This is a genomic window from Diplocloster modestus, assembly GCF_019042245.1.
Lineage (GTDB): Bacteria > Bacillota > Clostridia > Lachnospirales > Lachnospiraceae > Diplocloster > Diplocloster modestus.
This window is the reverse complement of the sequence record NZ_JAHQCX010000028.1, coordinates 29,422-48,110: the sequence shown is the minus strand read 5'-3', so window position 1 is coordinate 48,110 and position 18,689 is coordinate 29,422. Positions and strand designations below refer to the sequence as shown.

At 48.9% G+C, this 18,689-nt stretch carries 15 protein-coding genes and 1 pseudogene; 12 read left to right on the top strand and 4 right to left on the bottom strand.

What is annotated here, in order from left to right:
- Nucleotides 1–24: 24 nt before the first annotated feature.
- From holA to KTH90_RS25385, 4 genes and pseudogenes are all read left to right on the top strand, one after another.
- Nucleotides 25–1,011 (top strand): DNA polymerase III subunit delta, encoded by a 987-nt coding sequence (holA, locus tag KTH90_RS24120; protein ID WP_158355528.1) that lies wholly within the window; start codon nucleotides 25–27, stop codon nucleotides 1,009–1,011.
- A gap of 331 nt (nucleotides 1,012–1,342) precedes the next feature.
- Nucleotides 1,343–1,480, top strand: a complete 138-nt coding sequence (locus tag KTH90_RS24115) for a hypothetical protein (protein ID WP_238727571.1) — start codon at nucleotides 1,343–1,345, stop codon at nucleotides 1,478–1,480.
- 132 nt (nucleotides 1,481–1,612) lie between these two features.
- The gene (locus tag KTH90_RS24110; RefSeq protein WP_158355529.1) at nucleotides 1,613–2,095 is read left to right on the top strand and encodes a GNAT family N-acetyltransferase; all 483 of its coding nucleotides are present in this window, start codon (nucleotides 1,613–1,615) and stop codon (nucleotides 2,093–2,095) included.
- 8 nt (nucleotides 2,096–2,103) lie between these two features.
- A pseudogene (locus tag KTH90_RS25385) lies at nucleotides 2,104–2,277 on the top strand (ASCH domain-containing protein); the annotation flags it as partial.
- Nucleotides 2,278–2,764: 487 nt separating this feature from the next.
- Here KTH90_RS25385 and rpsT read toward each other — a convergent pair.
- On the bottom strand, nucleotides 2,765–3,028 hold the full coding sequence (gene rpsT / locus KTH90_RS24100) for a 30S ribosomal protein S20 (protein ID WP_158355530.1): 264 nt from the start codon (nucleotides 3,026–3,028) through the stop codon (nucleotides 2,765–2,767).
- A 199-nt stretch (nucleotides 3,029–3,227) separates the two neighbouring features.
- On the opposite strand from rpsT, the gene gpr reads away from it, so the two are divergent.
- From gpr to hemW, 4 genes are all read left to right on the top strand, one after another.
- Nucleotides 3,228–4,187, top strand: a complete 960-nt coding sequence (gene gpr / locus KTH90_RS24095) for a GPR endopeptidase (protein ID WP_158355531.1) — start codon at nucleotides 3,228–3,230, stop codon at nucleotides 4,185–4,187.
- A 93-nt stretch (nucleotides 4,188–4,280) separates the two neighbouring features.
- Nucleotides 4,281–5,594, top strand: coding sequence for a stage II sporulation protein P (locus KTH90_RS24090; protein ID WP_158355532.1), 1,314 nt, complete (start codon nucleotides 4,281–4,283; stop codon nucleotides 5,592–5,594).
- A 429-nt stretch (nucleotides 5,595–6,023) separates the two neighbouring features.
- Entirely contained in the window at nucleotides 6,024–7,838 is a 1,815-nt protein-coding gene (gene lepA / locus KTH90_RS24085) for a translation elongation factor 4 (protein WP_158355533.1), read from the top strand.
- Nucleotides 7,839–8,993, top strand: a complete 1,155-nt coding sequence (gene hemW, locus KTH90_RS24080; RefSeq protein WP_158355534.1) for a radical SAM family heme chaperone HemW — start codon at nucleotides 7,839–7,841, stop codon at nucleotides 8,991–8,993.
- 100 nt (nucleotides 8,994–9,093) lie between these two features.
- On the opposite strand, the gene KTH90_RS24075 is transcribed toward hemW, so the two are convergent.
- The 3 genes from KTH90_RS24075 to KTH90_RS24065 form a co-directional block, all read right to left on the bottom strand.
- Entirely contained in the window at nucleotides 9,094–9,651 is a 558-nt protein-coding gene (locus KTH90_RS24075) for a chromate transporter (RefSeq protein WP_158355535.1), read from the bottom strand.
- Entirely contained in the window at nucleotides 9,648–10,199 is a 552-nt protein-coding gene (locus KTH90_RS24070; protein WP_158355536.1) for a chromate transporter, read from the bottom strand. The genes KTH90_RS24075 and KTH90_RS24070 overlap by 4 nt, the downstream gene beginning before the upstream one ends.
- 345 nt (nucleotides 10,200–10,544) lie before the next feature.
- Nucleotides 10,545–12,575 (bottom strand): RNase J family beta-CASP ribonuclease, encoded by a 2,031-nt coding sequence (locus KTH90_RS24065; RefSeq protein ID WP_158355537.1) that lies wholly within the window; start codon nucleotides 12,573–12,575, stop codon nucleotides 10,545–10,547.
- 608 nt (nucleotides 12,576–13,183) lie between these two features.
- On the opposite strand from KTH90_RS24065, the gene hrcA reads away from it, so the two are divergent.
- The 4 genes from hrcA (at nucleotide 13,184) to dnaJ (ending at nucleotide 18,021) form a co-directional block, all read left to right on the top strand.
- A complete protein-coding gene (gene hrcA / locus KTH90_RS24060) occupies nucleotides 13,184–14,215 on the top strand; it encodes a heat-inducible transcriptional repressor HrcA (RefSeq protein ID WP_158355538.1) in 1,032 nt (343 codons plus the stop codon).
- A gap of 28 nt (nucleotides 14,216–14,243) precedes the next feature.
- Nucleotides 14,244–14,897 carry a nucleotide exchange factor GrpE gene (grpE, locus tag KTH90_RS24055; RefSeq protein WP_158355539.1) on the top strand — a complete coding sequence of 218 codons (654 nt, stop codon included), beginning with the start codon at nucleotides 14,244–14,246 and terminating at the stop codon, nucleotides 14,895–14,897.
- 35 nt (nucleotides 14,898–14,932) lie between these two features.
- The gene (dnaK, locus tag KTH90_RS24050; RefSeq protein WP_158355540.1) at nucleotides 14,933–16,801 is read left to right on the top strand and encodes a molecular chaperone DnaK; all 1,869 of its coding nucleotides are present in this window, start codon (nucleotides 14,933–14,935) and stop codon (nucleotides 16,799–16,801) included.
- A 77-nt stretch (nucleotides 16,802–16,878) separates the two neighbouring features.
- Complete coding sequence (gene dnaJ / locus KTH90_RS24045; RefSeq protein WP_158355541.1) at nucleotides 16,879–18,021, top strand: molecular chaperone DnaJ; 1,143 nt, start codon at nucleotides 16,879–16,881, stop codon at nucleotides 18,019–18,021.
- The last annotated feature ends 668 nt before the right edge of the window (nucleotides 18,022–18,689 follow it).

Genomic DNA, 18,689 nt, shown 5'->3' with positions numbered 1-18,689 from the left:
ACGGATGAAACGGAGTGAAATCAAATGAAAAATATTATCGAAGATATGAAAACGCAGCAGCTGAAACAAGTATATCTGCTCTATGGTGATGAGACATATCTAAAGAAACAGTACCGTGACAAACTCCATGAAGCCATCCTTCCGGCGGATGACACGATGAATTACACCTATTTTGAGGGAAAGGGCATAGCACCGGGGGAAGTGATCGATTTGGCAGAAACCATGCCGTTTTTTGCGGAACACCGGTTAATCATCATAGAGAACAGCGGTTGGTTTAAGAGTTCCAGTCCCCAGATGGCAGAATATATAAAGGAACTTCCTAAGTTCACCTATTTTGTTTTTGTAGAAGAGGAAGTAGATAAGCGAAATGCGCTTTTTAAGGCGGTTAAGGATAGAGGCCGCGCGGCCGAGATGACCCGGCAGGATGATCGGACACTGGCCCGCTGGGTAGCCGGTATGCTTAAAAAGGAACAAAAAAATATTCGGGAAGCTACACTGCAGCTCCTCTTGAGCAAGACAGGCTCCGACATGGAAAACATCTGTCAGGAACTGGAAAAATTAATCTGCTACACCATGGACCGGCCGGAGATCAGTGATGAAGATGTGGAAGAGATCTGTACCACCCAGATCGCCAACAAGATTTTCGACATGATCGGCGCAGTCACAGAACAGAACCAAAAGAAAGCATTAAAGCTATATTATGACCTGCTGGCGTTAAAAGAGCCGCCCATGAGAATCCTGTTTCTAATCTCCAGACAGTTCAACCAGCTGATGCAGGTGAAAAACATGAAAAACCTGGGCCTGGACAGTTCCACAATAGCAAAGCAGGCGGGCCTGGCCCCGTTCCTAGTCAAAAAATACGCCGCCCAGACAGGCCGGTTTACCCTGGAACAACTGCGGGAAGCGGTAGAGGACTGCGCCCAGATGGAAGAAGCTGTAAAGACCGGTCAGCTGGCGGATACAATCAGTGTGGAGCTTCTGATCGTTAAGTATAGTGCGATGGCTGGATGAAGGGCGGAGCGTGCCGCTGCAAGGACGGACGCTGCGGTCGGGGGAAAAAGAAACAGGCGCCAAATCGCTTCGGCCGGACCTAAGAACGACTAGCTACGATAACGGGAGAACCTCTTATTGGCAGGGCCCGGAACAAACTCGCCAAAAATCGGCTCGGACAGTGTTCCGGGCTCTGCGAGGTTCTCCCATTATCTGCGCAAGTCGTTCTAAGGCCCGGCCTCAAGCGATTTGGCGCCTGTTTCTTTTTCCCCCGACCGCGGCGTCCGTCCTTGCAGCGGCACGCTCCTGCTTTGATGATCGGTCTGGTTCCATGTGCGAAAGTGAAATCAGTTTGAAGACAGTGGAAAAATTCAGGCTGCATGGATATGTGGTGGCTCAGAGTTATGAGAACCGCATCTGCATGGAGGAGGTCTATGCTAGAGAGGGCGTTACCTATATGGACATTTATGTTCCGGTTGATACACAATAGAATCTTTACTTCAATTTGCTTATGTTGTCAGAGGAATAAAGACTATGAAAAAATATGAGTATAAATTCGTTGAAGTGAAGTTACAGGTGGGTTTAAAAACAAAAGCAAATTTGAATTTACGGAGGAGTAATCATGGATATAAAAATAGTGCCTGCCTATGAACAGCGTGAAGAAATAAGTATATTATTTTCGGAATATATAAATACGCTAATCACAAATGATGAATCATTCAAAAAGTATCTTCACATTCAAAACTATGATGAAGAAGTCGAGCATTTAGAATCAAAATATGGTATGCCTGATGGAAGGTTATATTCGGTTAGCTGTGATGGGAAATTAGCAGGCTGTGTAGGTTTAAGAAAAATTGATAATCAAAACTGTGAAATGAAACGTCTTTATGTAAGACCGGAATTTCGTGGAAAAAAGTTAGGAAATATTTTGATTGAAAAGATTATAGGGGACGCTAGGGAAATAGGATATTCTTATATGTTATTAGATACATTGCCATTTTTACAAGGTGCAATACACATGTACAGGAAATTTGGTTTTTATGAGATAGAAAGTTATAATAATAGCCCAATGGATACTTCTATCTATATGAAACTCGATTTATAAATCCTACCGGAAAGAAAACTGCAACAGTCTCTGTTGTATTGGAGGACGAGCAGCCCCCAAGTGTTGACGATTTATCGCTTGTACTCGATGGGCGCGGCAATCCAGCCTGTGTGATAAAGACGGTGTATCTTGAAACTGTCAAGTTTTGCGATTTAACTTGGAGCAAGGTAAAACTTGAGGGTGTTCAATATCCATTTTAGTACATGGGACTATCAATGGTATCGCTTATCCCGGTAATTTTTATATGCGGATTGTGCCGCCGCAATAACAATTAACGCATTAATCAAGGAATAGAAAATCGGCATATTATAAACAAGGGAGGAGAGGGTGGAGGCGGGATAGCTGTGGGGCCGGGCGGCAAAACTTGTGGGGGAATATCGCTTGAGGCCGGGCCTTAGAACGACTTGTGCAGATGGCGGGAGAACCTCGCAGGGCCTGGAACACTGTCCGAGCCGTCCTTTGGCGAGTTTGTTCCAGACCCTGCCAATAAGAGGTTCTCCCGCCATCGTAGCTAGTCGTTCTTAGGCCCGGCCGATGCGATATTCCCCCACAAGTTTTGCCGCCCGGCCCCACAGCATCCCGCCTCCACCCTCTCCTCCCGGCCCGTTAAAATCATAAAAAAAACAGCCAACATGACGGTATTGGCTGTTTTGCGCTTCTTATAACCGATTAGGCAATGCTGTTGACAGCTTTGGTTAAACGGGATACTTTACGGGAAGCGGTATTTTTATGGTAAATTCCTTTGGATGTCGCTTTATCGATTGCGGAAATCGCTCCCAATAATGCAGCATCTGCAGTAGCCTTGTCTTTTGCAACAACTGCTGCATCGACTTTTTTGATCGCGGTCTTTACTGCCGATTTAATCGATTTATTTCTTGCCGCCTTTGTCTCATTTACCAAAATTCTCTTCTTCGCAGATTTAATATTAGCCAATCCGTACACCTCCAAATCAATGAAATCTGATTTTTGAATTCTTTTGTGGTTACCCTATAACCGGACACGGACGCTTACGGTAATCACGCTAAACATACTCATTCATTCTAGAACAAAGAAGTTTATCTGTCAATACATAATCCTCAACTTTTTGTAAAAAATACGGTTAAAAGTCTTTTCTATAAATAAGGAGGATGCTATGTTGGACAAATTCAGAGTGCGGACAGACCTGGCACTGGAGGCAAAGGAAAGTTTTGAGCAGGATGATGTGGAAATCAAGGGCGTCGTTGTGGAGGAAGAATACGATGAGAAGCGGGAGATCCATATTACAAAAGTAAAAATCGAGACCGAAAAAGGGGCCAAGGCCATGGGAAAACCGATCGGTACCTATATTACCCTGGAGGCTCCGAATATGTCCGATCCCGATGAAGATTACCACAAGGAAATCTCTACGGTACTGGCCGATCATATTAGGAATCTGATCGATCATTCCGAGGAAGAGCAGTCCATACTGGTAGTGGGACTGGGCAACCGGGAGGTAACCCCGGATGCGCTGGGGCCGGAAGTCGTAGGCAACCTTCTGATCACCCGTCATGTCATTCAGGAATACGGGAAACTGGCGATGGGAAAAGACAAAGTTAATCTGATCAGCGGAATCGTCCCCGGGGTCATGGCTCAGACAGGGATGGAGACTCTGGAAATCATCCGCGGGGTAGTGGAGGAGACCAAGCCAAGCCTGGTAATCGCCATTGACGCACTGGCGGCCAGAAGCACGAAGAGGTTAAGCCGTACGATACAGATCACAGATACCGGCATCAATCCCGGATCAGGAGTGGGTAACCACCGGCATGCGCTGACCCGTGAGACACTGGGGGTCCCTGTGATCGCCATTGGTATTCCGACGGTAGTTGATGCAGCGACCATCGTCAACGATACCATGGAAAATCTCATCGAAGCTATGGAACAGTCTGATCATATGAAGGGATTCGGCAACACCTGGAGGGAATTCGACAGTTCGGAGAAATACCAGCTGATCCGGGAACTGATCTCACCGCATCTGAACGGTATGTTTGTAACCCCGAAAGATATCGATGACACGATCAAAAGGATCAGTTTTACCGTATCAGAGGCTCTGAATATGGCTTTCCAGTTATCCTGAGCGTACCCCAAGTACCCTTGAGTCAGCACTTCGATTACAAGCATATTCCCCTGCAGAGGGGAATATAATTTGTAAGAACGGAGTGGTCACAAAATGAGCCATTTTCAGAAAATATCGAATCTCTTCCTATGGGTAGTGATTTTAATTCTGGGATTATATATCATATTTCACGGAACAAAAGCCCTGAGCAATGTACAAATGCAGGGCAGTTTTTCGGACCTGGCGGGCCAGGTAGAAAGTTATCTGAATAAAAAGGCCATTACTACGCATCTGCCAGGTCTGATGTATTCGGCTGCTTATGAAGAGCAGCCGTCTGATTTTAGTGTATATGTGGCGGAAAAAGCATTTGATCTGATTCCACTGTTCGGCTATCTGGAAGAACATTCCGGATATACAACGGAAGTGGAAAGCGCCTCCACTTATGAAATGATATTGGCGGGGGAGGCCAACGATGAAAATGCTGTAAATGAGATGACCGGGGAACTGATTCCGTCCGATACGGAAACGGAAGCGATGCAGCAGGAAAATGCCGCTGCCCTGGCCAATGCCATGCAGGCAGAAAACGCCGCTGTCAATCCCGCGCCCAGTGAGCAGGTGGATGTATCTCAGATACAGGAGGCCCAGGAGGCGACGAATCAGATCTCCATGGAAAAATTAAATGACTATGATTACCTGATCAATAACTTTTATGTAGTGGACAAAACGACCACGATTACCAGCAGCCAGCTCAATGCATCCCAGCTTCTGCAGCAAAACATGGGGATCGCCCAGGATAACAGCGTTCCTCAGATCCTGATCTACCACACCCATTCCCAGGAAAGCTTTGTGGACTCCATTCCCGGAGATCCCAGTACTACCATTGTGGGTGTAGGGGAATATCTGACCACTTTACTTCGGGATAAGTATCACTTTAATGTCATACACCACACGGAAGTATACGATATGATCGACGGGAAGCTGGACCGAAGCAAAGCTTATGCATTGGCGGAAACCTCTATCGCTCAGATCCTGGCCGACAACCCTTCCATCGAAGTTGTGATCGACCTGCACCGGGACGGAGTGGCCGAGGGTACCCATCTGGTCACCAATATTAACGGCAAGGACACCGCACAGTTCATGTTTTTCAACGGCTTGTCTCGGACGACCAAGATCGGAGACATTTCTTATCTGCCCAATCCCTATATTCAGGATAACCTGGCATTCTCCCTGCAGTGTCAGCTGAAAGCCGCCCAGTATTATCCCGGGGTTGCCAGAAAGATCTACCTGAAAGGATACCGTTACAACATGCACTTTAAGCCCAGAAGCCTTCTTGTGGAATGCGGTGCACAGACCAATACGCTCCAGGAAGAGAAAAATGCTATGGAGCCTCTGGCTGATATATTACATAAAGTGCTGACGGGATCCTGAGGCAGAAGAGAGGGGACTGGCACCTTTCGGTTGTAAAGTTAGATTGTTCAGTAACTATGTGGAGAAAGGAGCCTGTCCCCGGAAGTCAGTCTGATCAGAGAAAAAGGAGCCTGTCCCCGGAAGTCAGTCTGATCAGAGAAAAAGGAGCCTGTCCCCCGATGTTGACGGGAATAGTTCGGCATCCGGGGGAGCAGGCGCTTTTTTCCTCGACCAGACCGGCGTCCGGGGACAGGCCCCTTTCTCCACGCAGTTACTGAATGCTTTCACTTTACTACCGAAAGGTGCCAGTCCCCTCTCAGCCGCGATATATGAAAAAGGTCCGGAAAACCGCCTGGACAATATTCCCGGGTCTGTGATATAATGCTACTCGACAAAGTACGGCTGCCTGAGGAGATCTGCAATCGAATCCGGTACCATAGGAGGATGAATATGTCTCATATCGATCAGAGTAAAATACGGAATTTTTGTATCATTGCACATATTGACCACGGCAAATCGACGCTGGCGGACCGGATCATCGAAATGACCGGACTCTTGACCAGCCGGGAGATGCAGGCGCAGGTGCTGGACAATATGGAGCTGGAGCGGGAGCGGGGAATCACGATCAAGGCGCAGGCCGTGCGTACCATATATAAAGCGAAGGATGGAGAAGAATACATCTTCAATCTGATCGACACGCCGGGACACGTGGATTTTAACTACGAAGTATCCCGAAGCCTGGCTGCCTGCGACGGGGCGATCCTGGTCGTGGACGCGGCACAGGGAATCGAGGCCCAGACGCTGGCCAACGTTTATCTGGCGCTGGATCACGATCTGGATGTGATGCCGGTGATCAATAAGATCGACCTGCCAAGCGCGGAACCCCAGAGAGTGATTGAAGAGATTGAAGATGTCATTGGTATAGAAGCACAGGAGGCTCCTTTGATTTCAGCGAAGGACGGAACCAATGTGGAGGAAGTGCTGGAACAGATCGTAAAGAAAATCCCGGCTCCGGCAGGCGACCCGGAAGCCCCGCTGCAGGCGCTGATCTTCGATTCTCTCTATGATTCTTACAAAGGGGTTATCGTATTCTGCAGAATCAAGGAAGGCACGGTCCGCAAAGGTACGCCGATCCAGATGATGGCGACCGGGGCGGAAGCGGAAGTCGTGGAATTAGGCTACTTTGGAGCCGGACAGTTCATACCCTGCGAAGAACTGTCGGCCGGAATGGTAGGCTATATCACGGCCAGCTTAAAGAACGTCAAAGATACCCGGGTAGGTGACACCATCACCAACGCGCAGCAGCCCTGCGGTCATCCGCTGCCTGGATATAAGAAAGTAAATCCCATGGTATACTGCGGAATGTACCCGGCCGACGGGGCGAAATATCCCGATTTGCGGGATGCGCTTGAGAAACTTCAGCTCAACGACGCTTCCCTCCAGTTTGAACCGGAGACCTCCGTAGCGCTGGGCTTTGGTTTCCGATGCGGATTCTTAGGACTTCTGCATCTGGAGATTATCCAGGAACGCCTGGAACGGGAATATAATCTCGATCTGGTGACCACGGCCCCCGGAGTTATCTATAAGATATACAAAACCAACGGGGATGTACTGGAATTGACGAACCCCTCCAACATGCCGGATCCTTCCGAGATCGAATACATGGAAGAACCCATGGTCAGCGCGGAAGTTATGGTGACCACCGAGTTCATCGGTGCCATTATGGACCTGTGTCAGGAGCGCCGGGGGCAGTATCTGGGGATGGAATATATAGAAGAAACCCGTGCGGTTTTAAAATATGACCTGCCGTTAAACGAAATCATCTACGATTTCTTCGATGCCCTGAAATCCAGATCCAGAGGCTACGCATCCTTTGATTATGAAATGAAGGGCTATGAGCGCTCCGAGCTGGTCAAGCTGGATATCCTGATCAACCGGGAAGAAGTCGACGCCCTCTCCTTTATCGTTCATGCGGGAACCGCCTATGAGCGGGGACGCAAAATGTGCGAAAAGCTAAAAGAGGAGATCCCCCGCCAGCTGTTCGAGATTCCGATCCAGGCAGCTATCGGCAGCAAGATCATAGCCAGGGAGACCGTGAAAGCCATGCGGAAAGATGTGCTGGCCAAGTGCTACGGCGGCGATATCACCCGTAAGAAAAAATTGCTGGAGAAACAAAAAGAAGGAAAGAAGAGAATGCGTCAGGTGGGCAATGTAGAGATCCCGCAAAAAGCATTCATGAGTGTACTCAAACTGGATGACAAATAGATGAAAAAAGATCTGAGTGTTTATATCCACATTCCATTCTGCGTAAAAAAATGTGGCTACTGTGACTTCCTGTCTATGTCAGGATCAGAGGAGGAGCAGGAGCGCTATGTGCGGACCCTGCTCCAGAAGATGGAGCGGACCAGGGAGGCCGCCGGCCAATACCGGGTTAACACCATATTTTTCGGCGGCGGAACCCCATCCATCCTGCCCGCGCCGCTGATGGGCAAACTTATGGACAAGCTCTACGATCTCTATGAAGTAGAGCCCAGCGCGGAAATCACCATAGAGGCCAACCCGGGTACGCTCACCCCGGAAAAGCTCGTATCCTACCGGAAAATGGGCATCAACCGCTTAAGCATAGGCCTTCAATCCACCAAAAACGAAGAATTAAAGCTTCTGGGCAGAATCCATACCTACGAAGAATTCCTGGAAAATTATGAACAGGCCCGGAAAGCAGGCTTTGAAAACATCAACATTGATCTGATGTCGGGCCTGCCCGGCCAGTCCCGGGAATCCTGGAAACAGACCCTCAAAAAAGCAGCAGCACTGCATCCCCAGCATATCTCCGCCTACGGACTTATGATCGAAGAGGAAACGCCTTTCTACCTATTATATAAAGATGACGTGACGCGCCGGGAACGGGGAGAGGAACCGAAGCAGCTGCCCACCGAAGAGGCGGAGCGGGAGATGTATTACGACACCGCGGGAATCCTGGCTGAGTTTGGATACCGCCGTTATGAGATCTCCAACTATGCCCGTCCCGGATATGAATGCAGACATAACATCACATACTGGAAGCGCGGCGATTATCTGGGCTACGGCCTGGGTGCCGCCTCCCTGATGGAAAACCAGAGATTCACAGTCACCAAAGACATGCAGGCCTATCTGACCAAAAAGTATGTCTACGAAGATCTGATGACCCTGTCCGCTGCCGATCAGATAGAAGAATTCATGTTTCTGGGCCTTCGCATGATGGAGGGGATATCCCTGGGAGAATTCCACGATCAGTTCCACCGCAGCTTCTGGGATATCTATGCTTCTGTGTTCCGAAAACTGGAGGACCAGGGACTCCTGATCCGCGAAAAAAACCGGATTTTTCTTTCGGATAAAGGAATCGATGTGAGTAATTATGTAATGGCCAGCTTTTTAATGTAAAGTAAAAACGCTGCGCGGGGATCGCACTGCGGCGGAAAGGAAGATGCCGGTTACGCGGTCCGCCGCAGGCGGAGAGTTTCGCAAGCGAAACTCCTTCGGGTTACAAACGGAAAAGAATCCCCATAACCGCGCCAAAGGCAAGAAATGCAACAGGATGCAGATGTTTGAGCCTGGGGATGTTTAGAAGGCCGAAGGTAAAGGCGGCCAGGAGGATCACTCCCCAGACGGGCGTGAGCATCCCGGATTCTGAGTTTACGAATAAGGAAGTCTTAAAAAGCCCGATTACCGCAGAGGCGATCAGAGCCGCAACAGCGGGGCGGATGCCGTAGAATACAGCCTGTACGATACGGTTTTCACTGAAACCGGACAGAAATTTAGCGATCAACACAATAATCAGGATACTGGGGAGGACCAGAGCCATAGTGGCAACGATGGCGCCGGGCACACCGGCTGTGTGAAATCCCGAGTAGGTGGCCATATTCACACCGATAGGCCCGGGAGTGCTCTCGCTGACTGCGATCATATCCGTCAGCTCAGCGGCGGAAAACCAACCGTATTTTTCCGTGAGTTCCATCAGGAAAGGGAGAGTGGCCAGGCCGCCGCCCAGCGCAAACAACCCCGTCTTAAAGAATTCTACAAACAGTTGCAGATAGATCATGAATTTGTCCTCCTCTTCTCCCTGAACCTTTTGACACCGACCCCGATCCCGGCGGCCAGCACCACAAGCAGCACCACCGGAACCGGAGAAAACAGTGCCAGCAGGAGAGTTCCGAAAAAGACCAGATAACAGATCCAGTCCACCATACTTTTCCTGGCCAGGGTCAGTACGGTGCCGAGCATCAATGCGCAGACGACAGCACGGATCCCGGCCAGCGCATGAGCCACATAAGTGTTCTCCATGAAATTCATCAGGACGGAAGCTACCAGCGAGATGATCACCAGAGACGGAAACACCATTCCCAGAGTGGCCATCACGCCTCCCCAGACGCCTTTTCGTTTATATCCTACAAAGGTCGCGGTGTTGACCGCGATAATACCCGGGGTACACTGCCCGATAGCGTAATAATCCAGTAATTCGTCTTCTGTCACCCATTCTTTCTTCTCCACTAATTCATGTCTCAGCATCGGCAGCATCGCCAGTCCGCCTCCAAACGTCAGCGCGCCGATCTGCGCGAATGTACAAAATAACTCGATCAGTTCTTTCAAATTCGTCCGCCTCCTCAGTATTTCTTAATATCTAAAAAATGCGAATACTCTATATATAGATTCCGTCTGTAAGACCAAAACTCATTTTATCTATTCTATTATATCCGCAAACCAGAGTTGCTACAATCATCGTTTCAAATCTCCTGAAAAATCTGAGCATAGGCAAGCCACATATAAACAGAGGACCTTAAAAACCGCCATAGTTCATCGAATCCCGAACAGATTACGGCGATGAATCATGTAACACACTGGCTTTTAAGTCCTCTGCATATTTATCTATTATATATTGAATTTTTTGATAAAGTAATTACCTCAATAATATGTGATTCAAAAGGCAGGCGCCTCCTAAACTTCCATAATAACAGGCAGGATGATCGGACTGCGCTGTATTTTCTTCCATAAATAACTGTCCAGACTGTCTTTTATTTCCTCCTTGATCCTACCCCAATCCCGGCAATTTTGTTCCTCGCACTTGGCGACTGCCTTAAACGCGATCTGCTGCAGTTCCTTCATCAAACAGCCGGATTCGCGGACATAGACAAACCCTCTGGAGATAATGTCCGGTCCGGCCATCAGACGGTTCGAACCGTGTTCCAGCGTCAGAGTCACGATCAGGATTCCATTTTCTGCCAGATTCTGGCGGTCACGGATCACGATATTTCCCACATCACCGACACCGAGACCATCTACAAAGATCCCTCGGGCAGGCACTTTTGAGACCACCTTTCCCTGTTCTTTAGAAAGCTCCAGAACATCCCCGGCCGCCAGCACAAACGTATGCTCCTTGTCGATCCCCAGATCATTGGCAATGTGGGCGCCGGCCAGCAGGTGCCTGTATTCCCCGTGGACCGGGATCGCGTAGAGAGGCTTTAAAAGGGAATAGATCAGTTTGATCTCTTCCTGACAGGCATGGCCGGACACATGGGTATCCTGGAAAATCACATTGGCTCCCTTCATTGCTAATTCATTTACCACCTTGGACACGGCTTTTTCATTTCCTGGGATCGGTGTGGAGCTGAAGATGATCGCATCATTGGGCTTGATCGACACCTTTTTGTGAGTAGAATCCGCCATTCTGGACAGTGCCGCCATAGCCTCCCCCTGGCTTCCTGTAGTAATGAATACCAGCTTTTCAGGCGGATACTTATTCATATCATCCACGTCGATCATCGTGTTTTCCGGCACATGGACATAACCGAGGTCCGATGCGATCTGAATGACGGTATCCATACTCCGTCCCTGCAGGATTACTTTTCTGCCATATTTATAAGCTGTGTCCATGATCTGCTGCACCCGGTCCACGTTGGAGGCAAAGGTTGCCACAATGATCCGGTTATTTTTATTTTCGGCGAAAAGCATATCAAAAGTCCTGCTCACCTTGGTTTCAGAAGGGGTAAAACCGGGGCGGAGCGCGTTTGTACTGTCGCACATCACGGCCAACACGCCTTTCTTACCAATAGCCGCCATCCGCTGCAAGTCGATGGACTCCCCAAATAAAGGCGTATAATCCACTTTAAAATCTCCGGTATGCACAATGGCTCCCATAGGGGTATACACGGCCAGGGCACAAGCTCCGGCTATACTATGGTTGGTCTTGATAAATTCCACCCGCAGATCCCCCAGATTTACGCTGCTTCCCTGCTTCACCACTTTGCGCCGCACTTTCTTCATGAGCCGGGCCTCTTTTAACTTATGCTCGATCAGTCCCATGGTAAGCTTCGTTGCATATACCGGTACATTCAACTGAGGCAGAATATAAGGCAGTGCCCCAATATGATCCTCATGACCATGAGTGATGACAAAGCCTTTCACCTTATCCTGATTCTCCAACAGGTAAGAGACATCCGGGATAACCTTATCAATTCCAAGCATCGTCTCATCCGGGAAAGAAATCCCGCAGTCGATGACCACGATCGTATCTTTATACTCAATCGCGGTGATATTCATCCCGATCCGGTCCAGACCCCCCAGCGGAATAATCTTTACCGTATCGCTCCCAGCCGTGAGCTTATAATCCGTATCCACATCTACATCGGAATGCCCGATTTGCCCGGAGTGCTTGGAAGGATCTTTGCCCCCGCCATCCTGGACAGCATTCTCTTTCTTAACGGACTTAGCCGTACCAGAAGCTTTAGCGGCAGTCTTTCTCCTGGTCGTGTTCCGGCTGCCGGTATCCGCAGGCTTGTGCGCCTTTTCCGCTGAAGTCCCGGCACTGTCTGATCCTGTCTTAGCCCCGCCGCGATCTGCTGCTGACTTGGTCTTGGCATGGTCTGTCTTTCCCTTTGCGGCGGCCTTGGTACCGTCAGATTTGGAAGCTGCGGCCCTGCTGCTTTTTTTACTAATATCTGTAGAGATATCATTTGATTCATTCTTCATTCATTTACACTTTCTGCATTAACATGCGATTTTCTTTTATAATTGCACATCCGGACGGTTCCCTGCATTTCAGGAGAGCCCCCTGATCCCAAACCCATTGGTGAAGGAAGCATTCAAACATTACCTCATGCACAGACCGGAAAACAAACCCAAAGAGGCCTGGAAGGTAAACTTGCAGCATCCCATAATACATGCCCTGCGGGAGGGTTCGCAGTATAGCTGCTCAACAGAGTATTACATTACGCAAACATAATCTGCATTTCTTTTCACAAGGTATGAGTATCTTTACTACAACAAACAGACAATCCTACCTATTAAAAGCCTGTACAATGATTTCTCATAGTCGCAGATTTCTTACCACAAGATAAATTCCGCATACACAATTGTTCTTATTATACATTGCCTAATTACCAAAAGCAAGGGGCAACTTCCAAAGAATCCCCGAGAATCATAAAGTACCAACATCCCCGCCCGTAACCAGCCCCCAGAATTTTTAAAAAATATGTGAAATGGTATTGACAAAAATTAGGGGGAGTGCTATGTTAATTACAGATGTTAGCACTCTTCAACAACGAGTGCTAATAAAGCAAAAAGAGAGGAGCGATTGGATGCAGCTGGACGACAGAAAGACGAAGATATTGCAGGCGATCATCCGGAACTATCTGGAAACCGGCGAACCTGTGGGTTCCAGAACGATTTCCAAATACTCGGATTTGAAATTGAGTTCAGCCACCATTCGCAACGAAATGTCTGATTTGGAGGAGATGGGATTTATTGTACAGCCCCACACGTCTGCGGGCCGGATCCCCTCCGACAAAGGTTATCGGCTTTACGTCGATCAGATGATGGAGGAAAAAGAACGGGAAGTCACGGAGATGAAAGAACTCATGATCCAGAAGGCTGACCGGATGGAGTCGCTGCTGCAGCAGGTGGCCAAGGTTTTGGCCCATAATACGAATTACGCGACGATGATTTCCTCACCTCAGTACCATCATAATAAAGTGAAGTTCATACAGTTAAGCGAAGTGGATGAGACACAGATCCTGGCGGTCATTGTTGTGGAAGGCAATATCGTGAAAAATAAGATGATCACGGTGGATGAGCCACTCGATAATGAGAAGATCCTGAAGCTCAATATTCTGCTGAATACACAGCTCAATGGATTGACGCTGGAGGAGATCAACCTGGGAATGATCGCAAACCTGAAAGAACAGGCCGGAATCCACAGCGGACTGGTGAGCGATGTACTGGATGCGGTGGCGGAGGCGATTAATCTGGACGACGATCTGGAGATATACACCAGCGGCACCACGAACATTTTCAAATATCCCGAGCTGTCCGACAGCGAACGGGCCAGTGAACTTTTGAGCACCTTTGAAGAAAAGCAGCAGTTAAGCGATCTGGTAAATGAGACGCTGGCCAACGCGGATGAACATGGAATTCAGGTTTATATCGGGAATGAGTCACCGGTACGGGCCATGAAAGACTGCAGTGTTGTGACCGCGACTTATGAATTAGGGGAAGGGATGCAGGGGACCATAGGTATAATCGGACCAAAGAGAATGGATTACGAAAAAGTAGTGAGCACTCTCAAAACACTGATGGTCCAACTGGATGCGATCTATAAGAAAAAAACATAGGTAGAGATAGAAAGGAAGGTAACCAGGCTTGGCAGAAGAAAAAGATACGATAAAGGCAGATCAGCAGGAGACAGCAGATATTCCAACGGATCAGGAGAATGCGGCGGCAGAGACAGCGCAGGCTGCAGATCAGGAACCGGCGGAAGAAAACGCGAAGGAAGCTGAAGCTGCACAGCCGGATACACAGGAAGGCGACGAGAAAAAAGAGAAGTTCAGTAAGAGAAAAGAAAAGAAAGAAAAAAGAGATAAGAAAGATGAAAAGATCGAAGAGCTGTCCGACCAGGTAAAGCGGCAGATGGCGGAATTCGATAACTACAGAAAGCGGACCGAAAAGGAGAAGTCCCACATGTATGAAATCGGCGCAAAGGAAGTGATAGAAAAGATGCTGCCGGTTGTGGATAACTTCGAGAGAGGCCTTGCCAGTGTGCCGGAAACAGGACGGGAAGATCCATTTGTGGAAGGCATGAACAAAATTTATAAGCAGTTAATGACCACATTGGATGAGATTGGCGTAAAACCAATCGAGGCGGTGGGAGGCGAATTTGATCCGAACCTGCACAATGCGGTTATGCATGTGGAAGACGAAGAGGCAGGCGATAACATCGTTGTGGAAGAATTCCAGAAGGGATATCTTTACAAAGAAAGCGTCGTTCGTCACAGCATGGTAAAAGTAGCAAATTAAACAAATAGAATGATAGAATCAGGAGGAAAATCATTATGGGAAAAATCATAGGAATTGATTTAGGTACAACAAACTCATGCGTAGCAGTTATGGAAGGTGGAAAACCTGTCGTTATAGCGAATACAGAAGGAGCCAGAACCACACCGTCCGTGGTTGCATTTACAAAAACAGGAGAGCGTCTGGTTGGAGAGCCGGCAAAGCGTCAGGCAGTTACCAACTCTGAAAAGACCATCTCCTCTATCAAAAGACATATGGGAAGCGATTTCCGCGTAGACATTGACGGTAAGAAATATACACCTCAGGAAATCTCTGCCATGATCCTTCAGAAATTAAAAGCGGATGCGGAAAACTACCTGGGTGAAAAAGTTACCGAAGCAGTTATCACGGTTCCCGCTTACTTTAATGACGCACAGCGTCAGGCTACCAAGGACGCAGGTAAGATCGCGGGACTGGATGTAAAGCGTATTATTAATGAGCCGACCGCTGCCGCTCTGGCTTACGGTCTGGATAATGAAAAAGAACAGAAAATCATGGTTTACGACTTAGGCGGCGGTACCTTCGACGTATCCATCATCGATATCGGCGACGGAGTCATTGAAGTTTTGGCCACCTCCGGTAACAACCGTCTGGGCGGCGATGACTTTGATCAGAAAATTACCGATTATATGATCGCAGAATTCAAGAAAAATGAAGGCGTAGACCTTTCCGCCGACAAAATGGCTCTTCAGAGATTAAAAGAAGCTGCAGAGAAAGCGAAAAAAGAGCTGTCCTCCGCGACCACGACCAACATCAACCTGCCGTTTATCACCGCAACAGCGGATGGTCCGAAGCACTTTGACATGAATCTGACCAGGGCAAAATTTGACGAACTGACCCATGATCTGGTAGAATTAACCGCAGAGCCTGTAAAGAACGCGTTGAGAGATGCCGGAATCACAGCTTCTGAACTCAGTAAGGTATTATTGGTTGGCGGTTCCACCAGAACCCCGGCTGTTCAGGATAAAGTAAAACAGTTGACCGGACATGAACCCAGCAAGACTCTGAACCCGGATGAATGTGTAGCTCTGGGAGCTTCCATCCAGGGCGGTAAGCTGGCTGGAGATGCGGGCGCAGGGGAAATCCTTCTGCTGGATGTTACCCCGCTGTCTCTGTCCATTGAGACCATGGGCGGAATAGCAACCAGACTGATCGAGCGGAACACGACGATCCCTACCAAGAAGAGCCAGATCTTCTCCACCGCTGCCGATAATCAGACGGCTGTGGATATCAATGTCCTTCAGGGTGAGCGTCAGTTCGCGAAAGACAACAAGTCCTTAGGACAGTTCCGGTTAGACGGAATCCCGCCTGCAAGACGCGGCGTGCCTCAGATCGAGGTTACCTTCGATATTGATGCCAACGGTATTGTGAATGTATCCGCGAAAGACCTGGGAACCGGAAAAGAGCAGCATATCACCATCACCGCCAGCTCCAATATGTCTGATTCCGATATCGACAAGGCAGTCAGAGAAGCTGCTGAGTTCGAGTCACAGGATAAAAAACGTAAAGAAGCCATTGATACCAGAAACGATGCGGATGCCATGGTATTCCAGGTGGAAAAAGCCATGGAAGAGGTCGGTGACAAGATCGACGCCAATGACAAAACTGCGGTACAGGCAGATGTCAACTCGTTGAAAGAACTGATCGAAAAGACAAACGCAGAAGAGATGACAGAAGCCCAGGTGGCGGAATTGAAAGCTGCCAAAGATAAATTGATGGAAAGCTCTCAGAAGCTGTTTGCTAAGGTTTATGAGCAGGCACAGCAGGCTGCCGGAACTGCAGGAGCAGGCCCGGATATGGGCGGTGCGGCAGACGGTGGTTCTTATCAGGCCGATGACGTTGTAGATGGAGATTACAAAGAGATCTAAAAGAAATCGAATAGGAATATATAAGGGGAAGAACCACTCTTCCCCTTATCCTGATGAAACAGAGAGGTTGAACAGATATGGCAGACAAGAGAGACTATTATGAAGTCTTAGGCGTGGATCGAGGAGCCGATGATGCTACCATAAAAAGTGCATACAGAAAACTGGCGAAAAAATACCATCCCGACATGAATCCGGGAGATACTGAGGCGGAGAAGAAGTTCAAGGAAGCGTCGGAAGCATACGCCGTACTTAGTGATGCGGAAAAGAGACGCCAGTATGACCAGTTTGGTCATGCGGCCTTTGACGGATCAGCTGGTGCCGGAGGCTTTGATTTTTCCGGTATGGATATGGGTGATATTTTTGGTGATATATTCGGAGATTTGTTCGGCGGCGGCAGAAGCAGCCGCAGGGCCAATAACGGACCCATGCGCGGGGCGAATTTACGCACCAGTGTAAGAATTACCTTTGAGGAGGCGGTCTTCGGCTGTGAGAAGGAGATCGAGCTGACGCTTAAGGATAACTGTTCCACCTGTCACGGAACAGGAGCGAAGCCCGGTACCTCTCCGGTTACCTGTGAGAAATGCGGCGGAAAAGGCCAGGTGGTATTTACCCAGCAGTCCCTGTTCGGTATGGTCAGGAATGTACAGACCTGTCCGGACTGTCACGGAACCGGACAAATCATCAAGGAAAAATGTACGGATTGTCACGGAACCGGCTACATTGCGAACCGCAAGAAAATCCAGGTATCCATTCCGGCCGGCATAGACAACGGCCAGAGCATCCGTATCCGGGACAAAGGCGAACCCGGAACCAACGGCGGACCCAGAGGCGATCTGATGGTCGAAGTCGTAGTATCCAGACACCCGATTTTCCAGCGTCAGGACGCGAACATCTTCTCCACGGCCCCCATCAGCTTTGCAGTAGCGGCCCTGGGCGGAGACGTCAAGATCAGCACAGTGGACGGAGACGTCCTCTACACCGTAAAACCCGGAACCCAGACAGACACCAAAGTACGCCTGAAGGGCAAAGGAGTCCCTTCCCTCAGAAATAAAGACATCCGGGGCGACCACTATGTAACCCTGGTCGTTCAGGTGCCCACAAAGCTAAACGAGGAAGCCAAGGAAGCACTCCGCAAGTTCGACGAGGCCAACGGAAACACGCTGAGTCAGCCCCATGAGGGGAATGAAAAGTCTAAGAGAAAAGGGTTTAAGTTTAAGTAGAGGGCCGGTAGATGAGGGGACCGAAGAGGGCTGCCGGACGGGGGCAGGGAATAACCGCAGCGGCAATTCGCATCGACCGGACCTAAGAACGGGTAACTGCGAAGGGGAGCGAACCTCGCAGGACCCGGGGCAAACTCGCCATAATACGGCTCAAACAGTGCCCCGGGTCCTGCGAGGTTCGCTCCCCTTCTGCGTAACCCGTTCTAAGGTCCGGTCTCAAGCGAATTGCCGCTGCGGTTATTCCCTGCCCCCGTCCGGCAGCCCTCTTCGGTCCCCTCATCTCCCTGCTCTTACATAAAGCTAAGTTACAATGTTCTATCATATTTAACTTATAATATATTATAGCGATACGATAATAATACATCACCTCTGCAGATTCCTATCCCCGTATAAAACATGGCTATAGATATTCAATTATATATTTACAGAAAACCTATTTAATATTTTAATATAGACCATGGAAATCGGCCTTATTTAGAGCAGAGAGGAGATCGGAGCGGCGGGGGGCTTTCTGGGGCCGGGCAAATCTCGTGGGGGCAAATCGCTTGAGGTTGAACCCAAGAACGGGTTACGCAGATGGCGGGAGAACCTCGCAGGGCCTGGAACACTGTCCGAGCCGTATTATGGCGAGTTTGTTCCAGGCCCTGCGAGGTTCTCCCACCATCGGA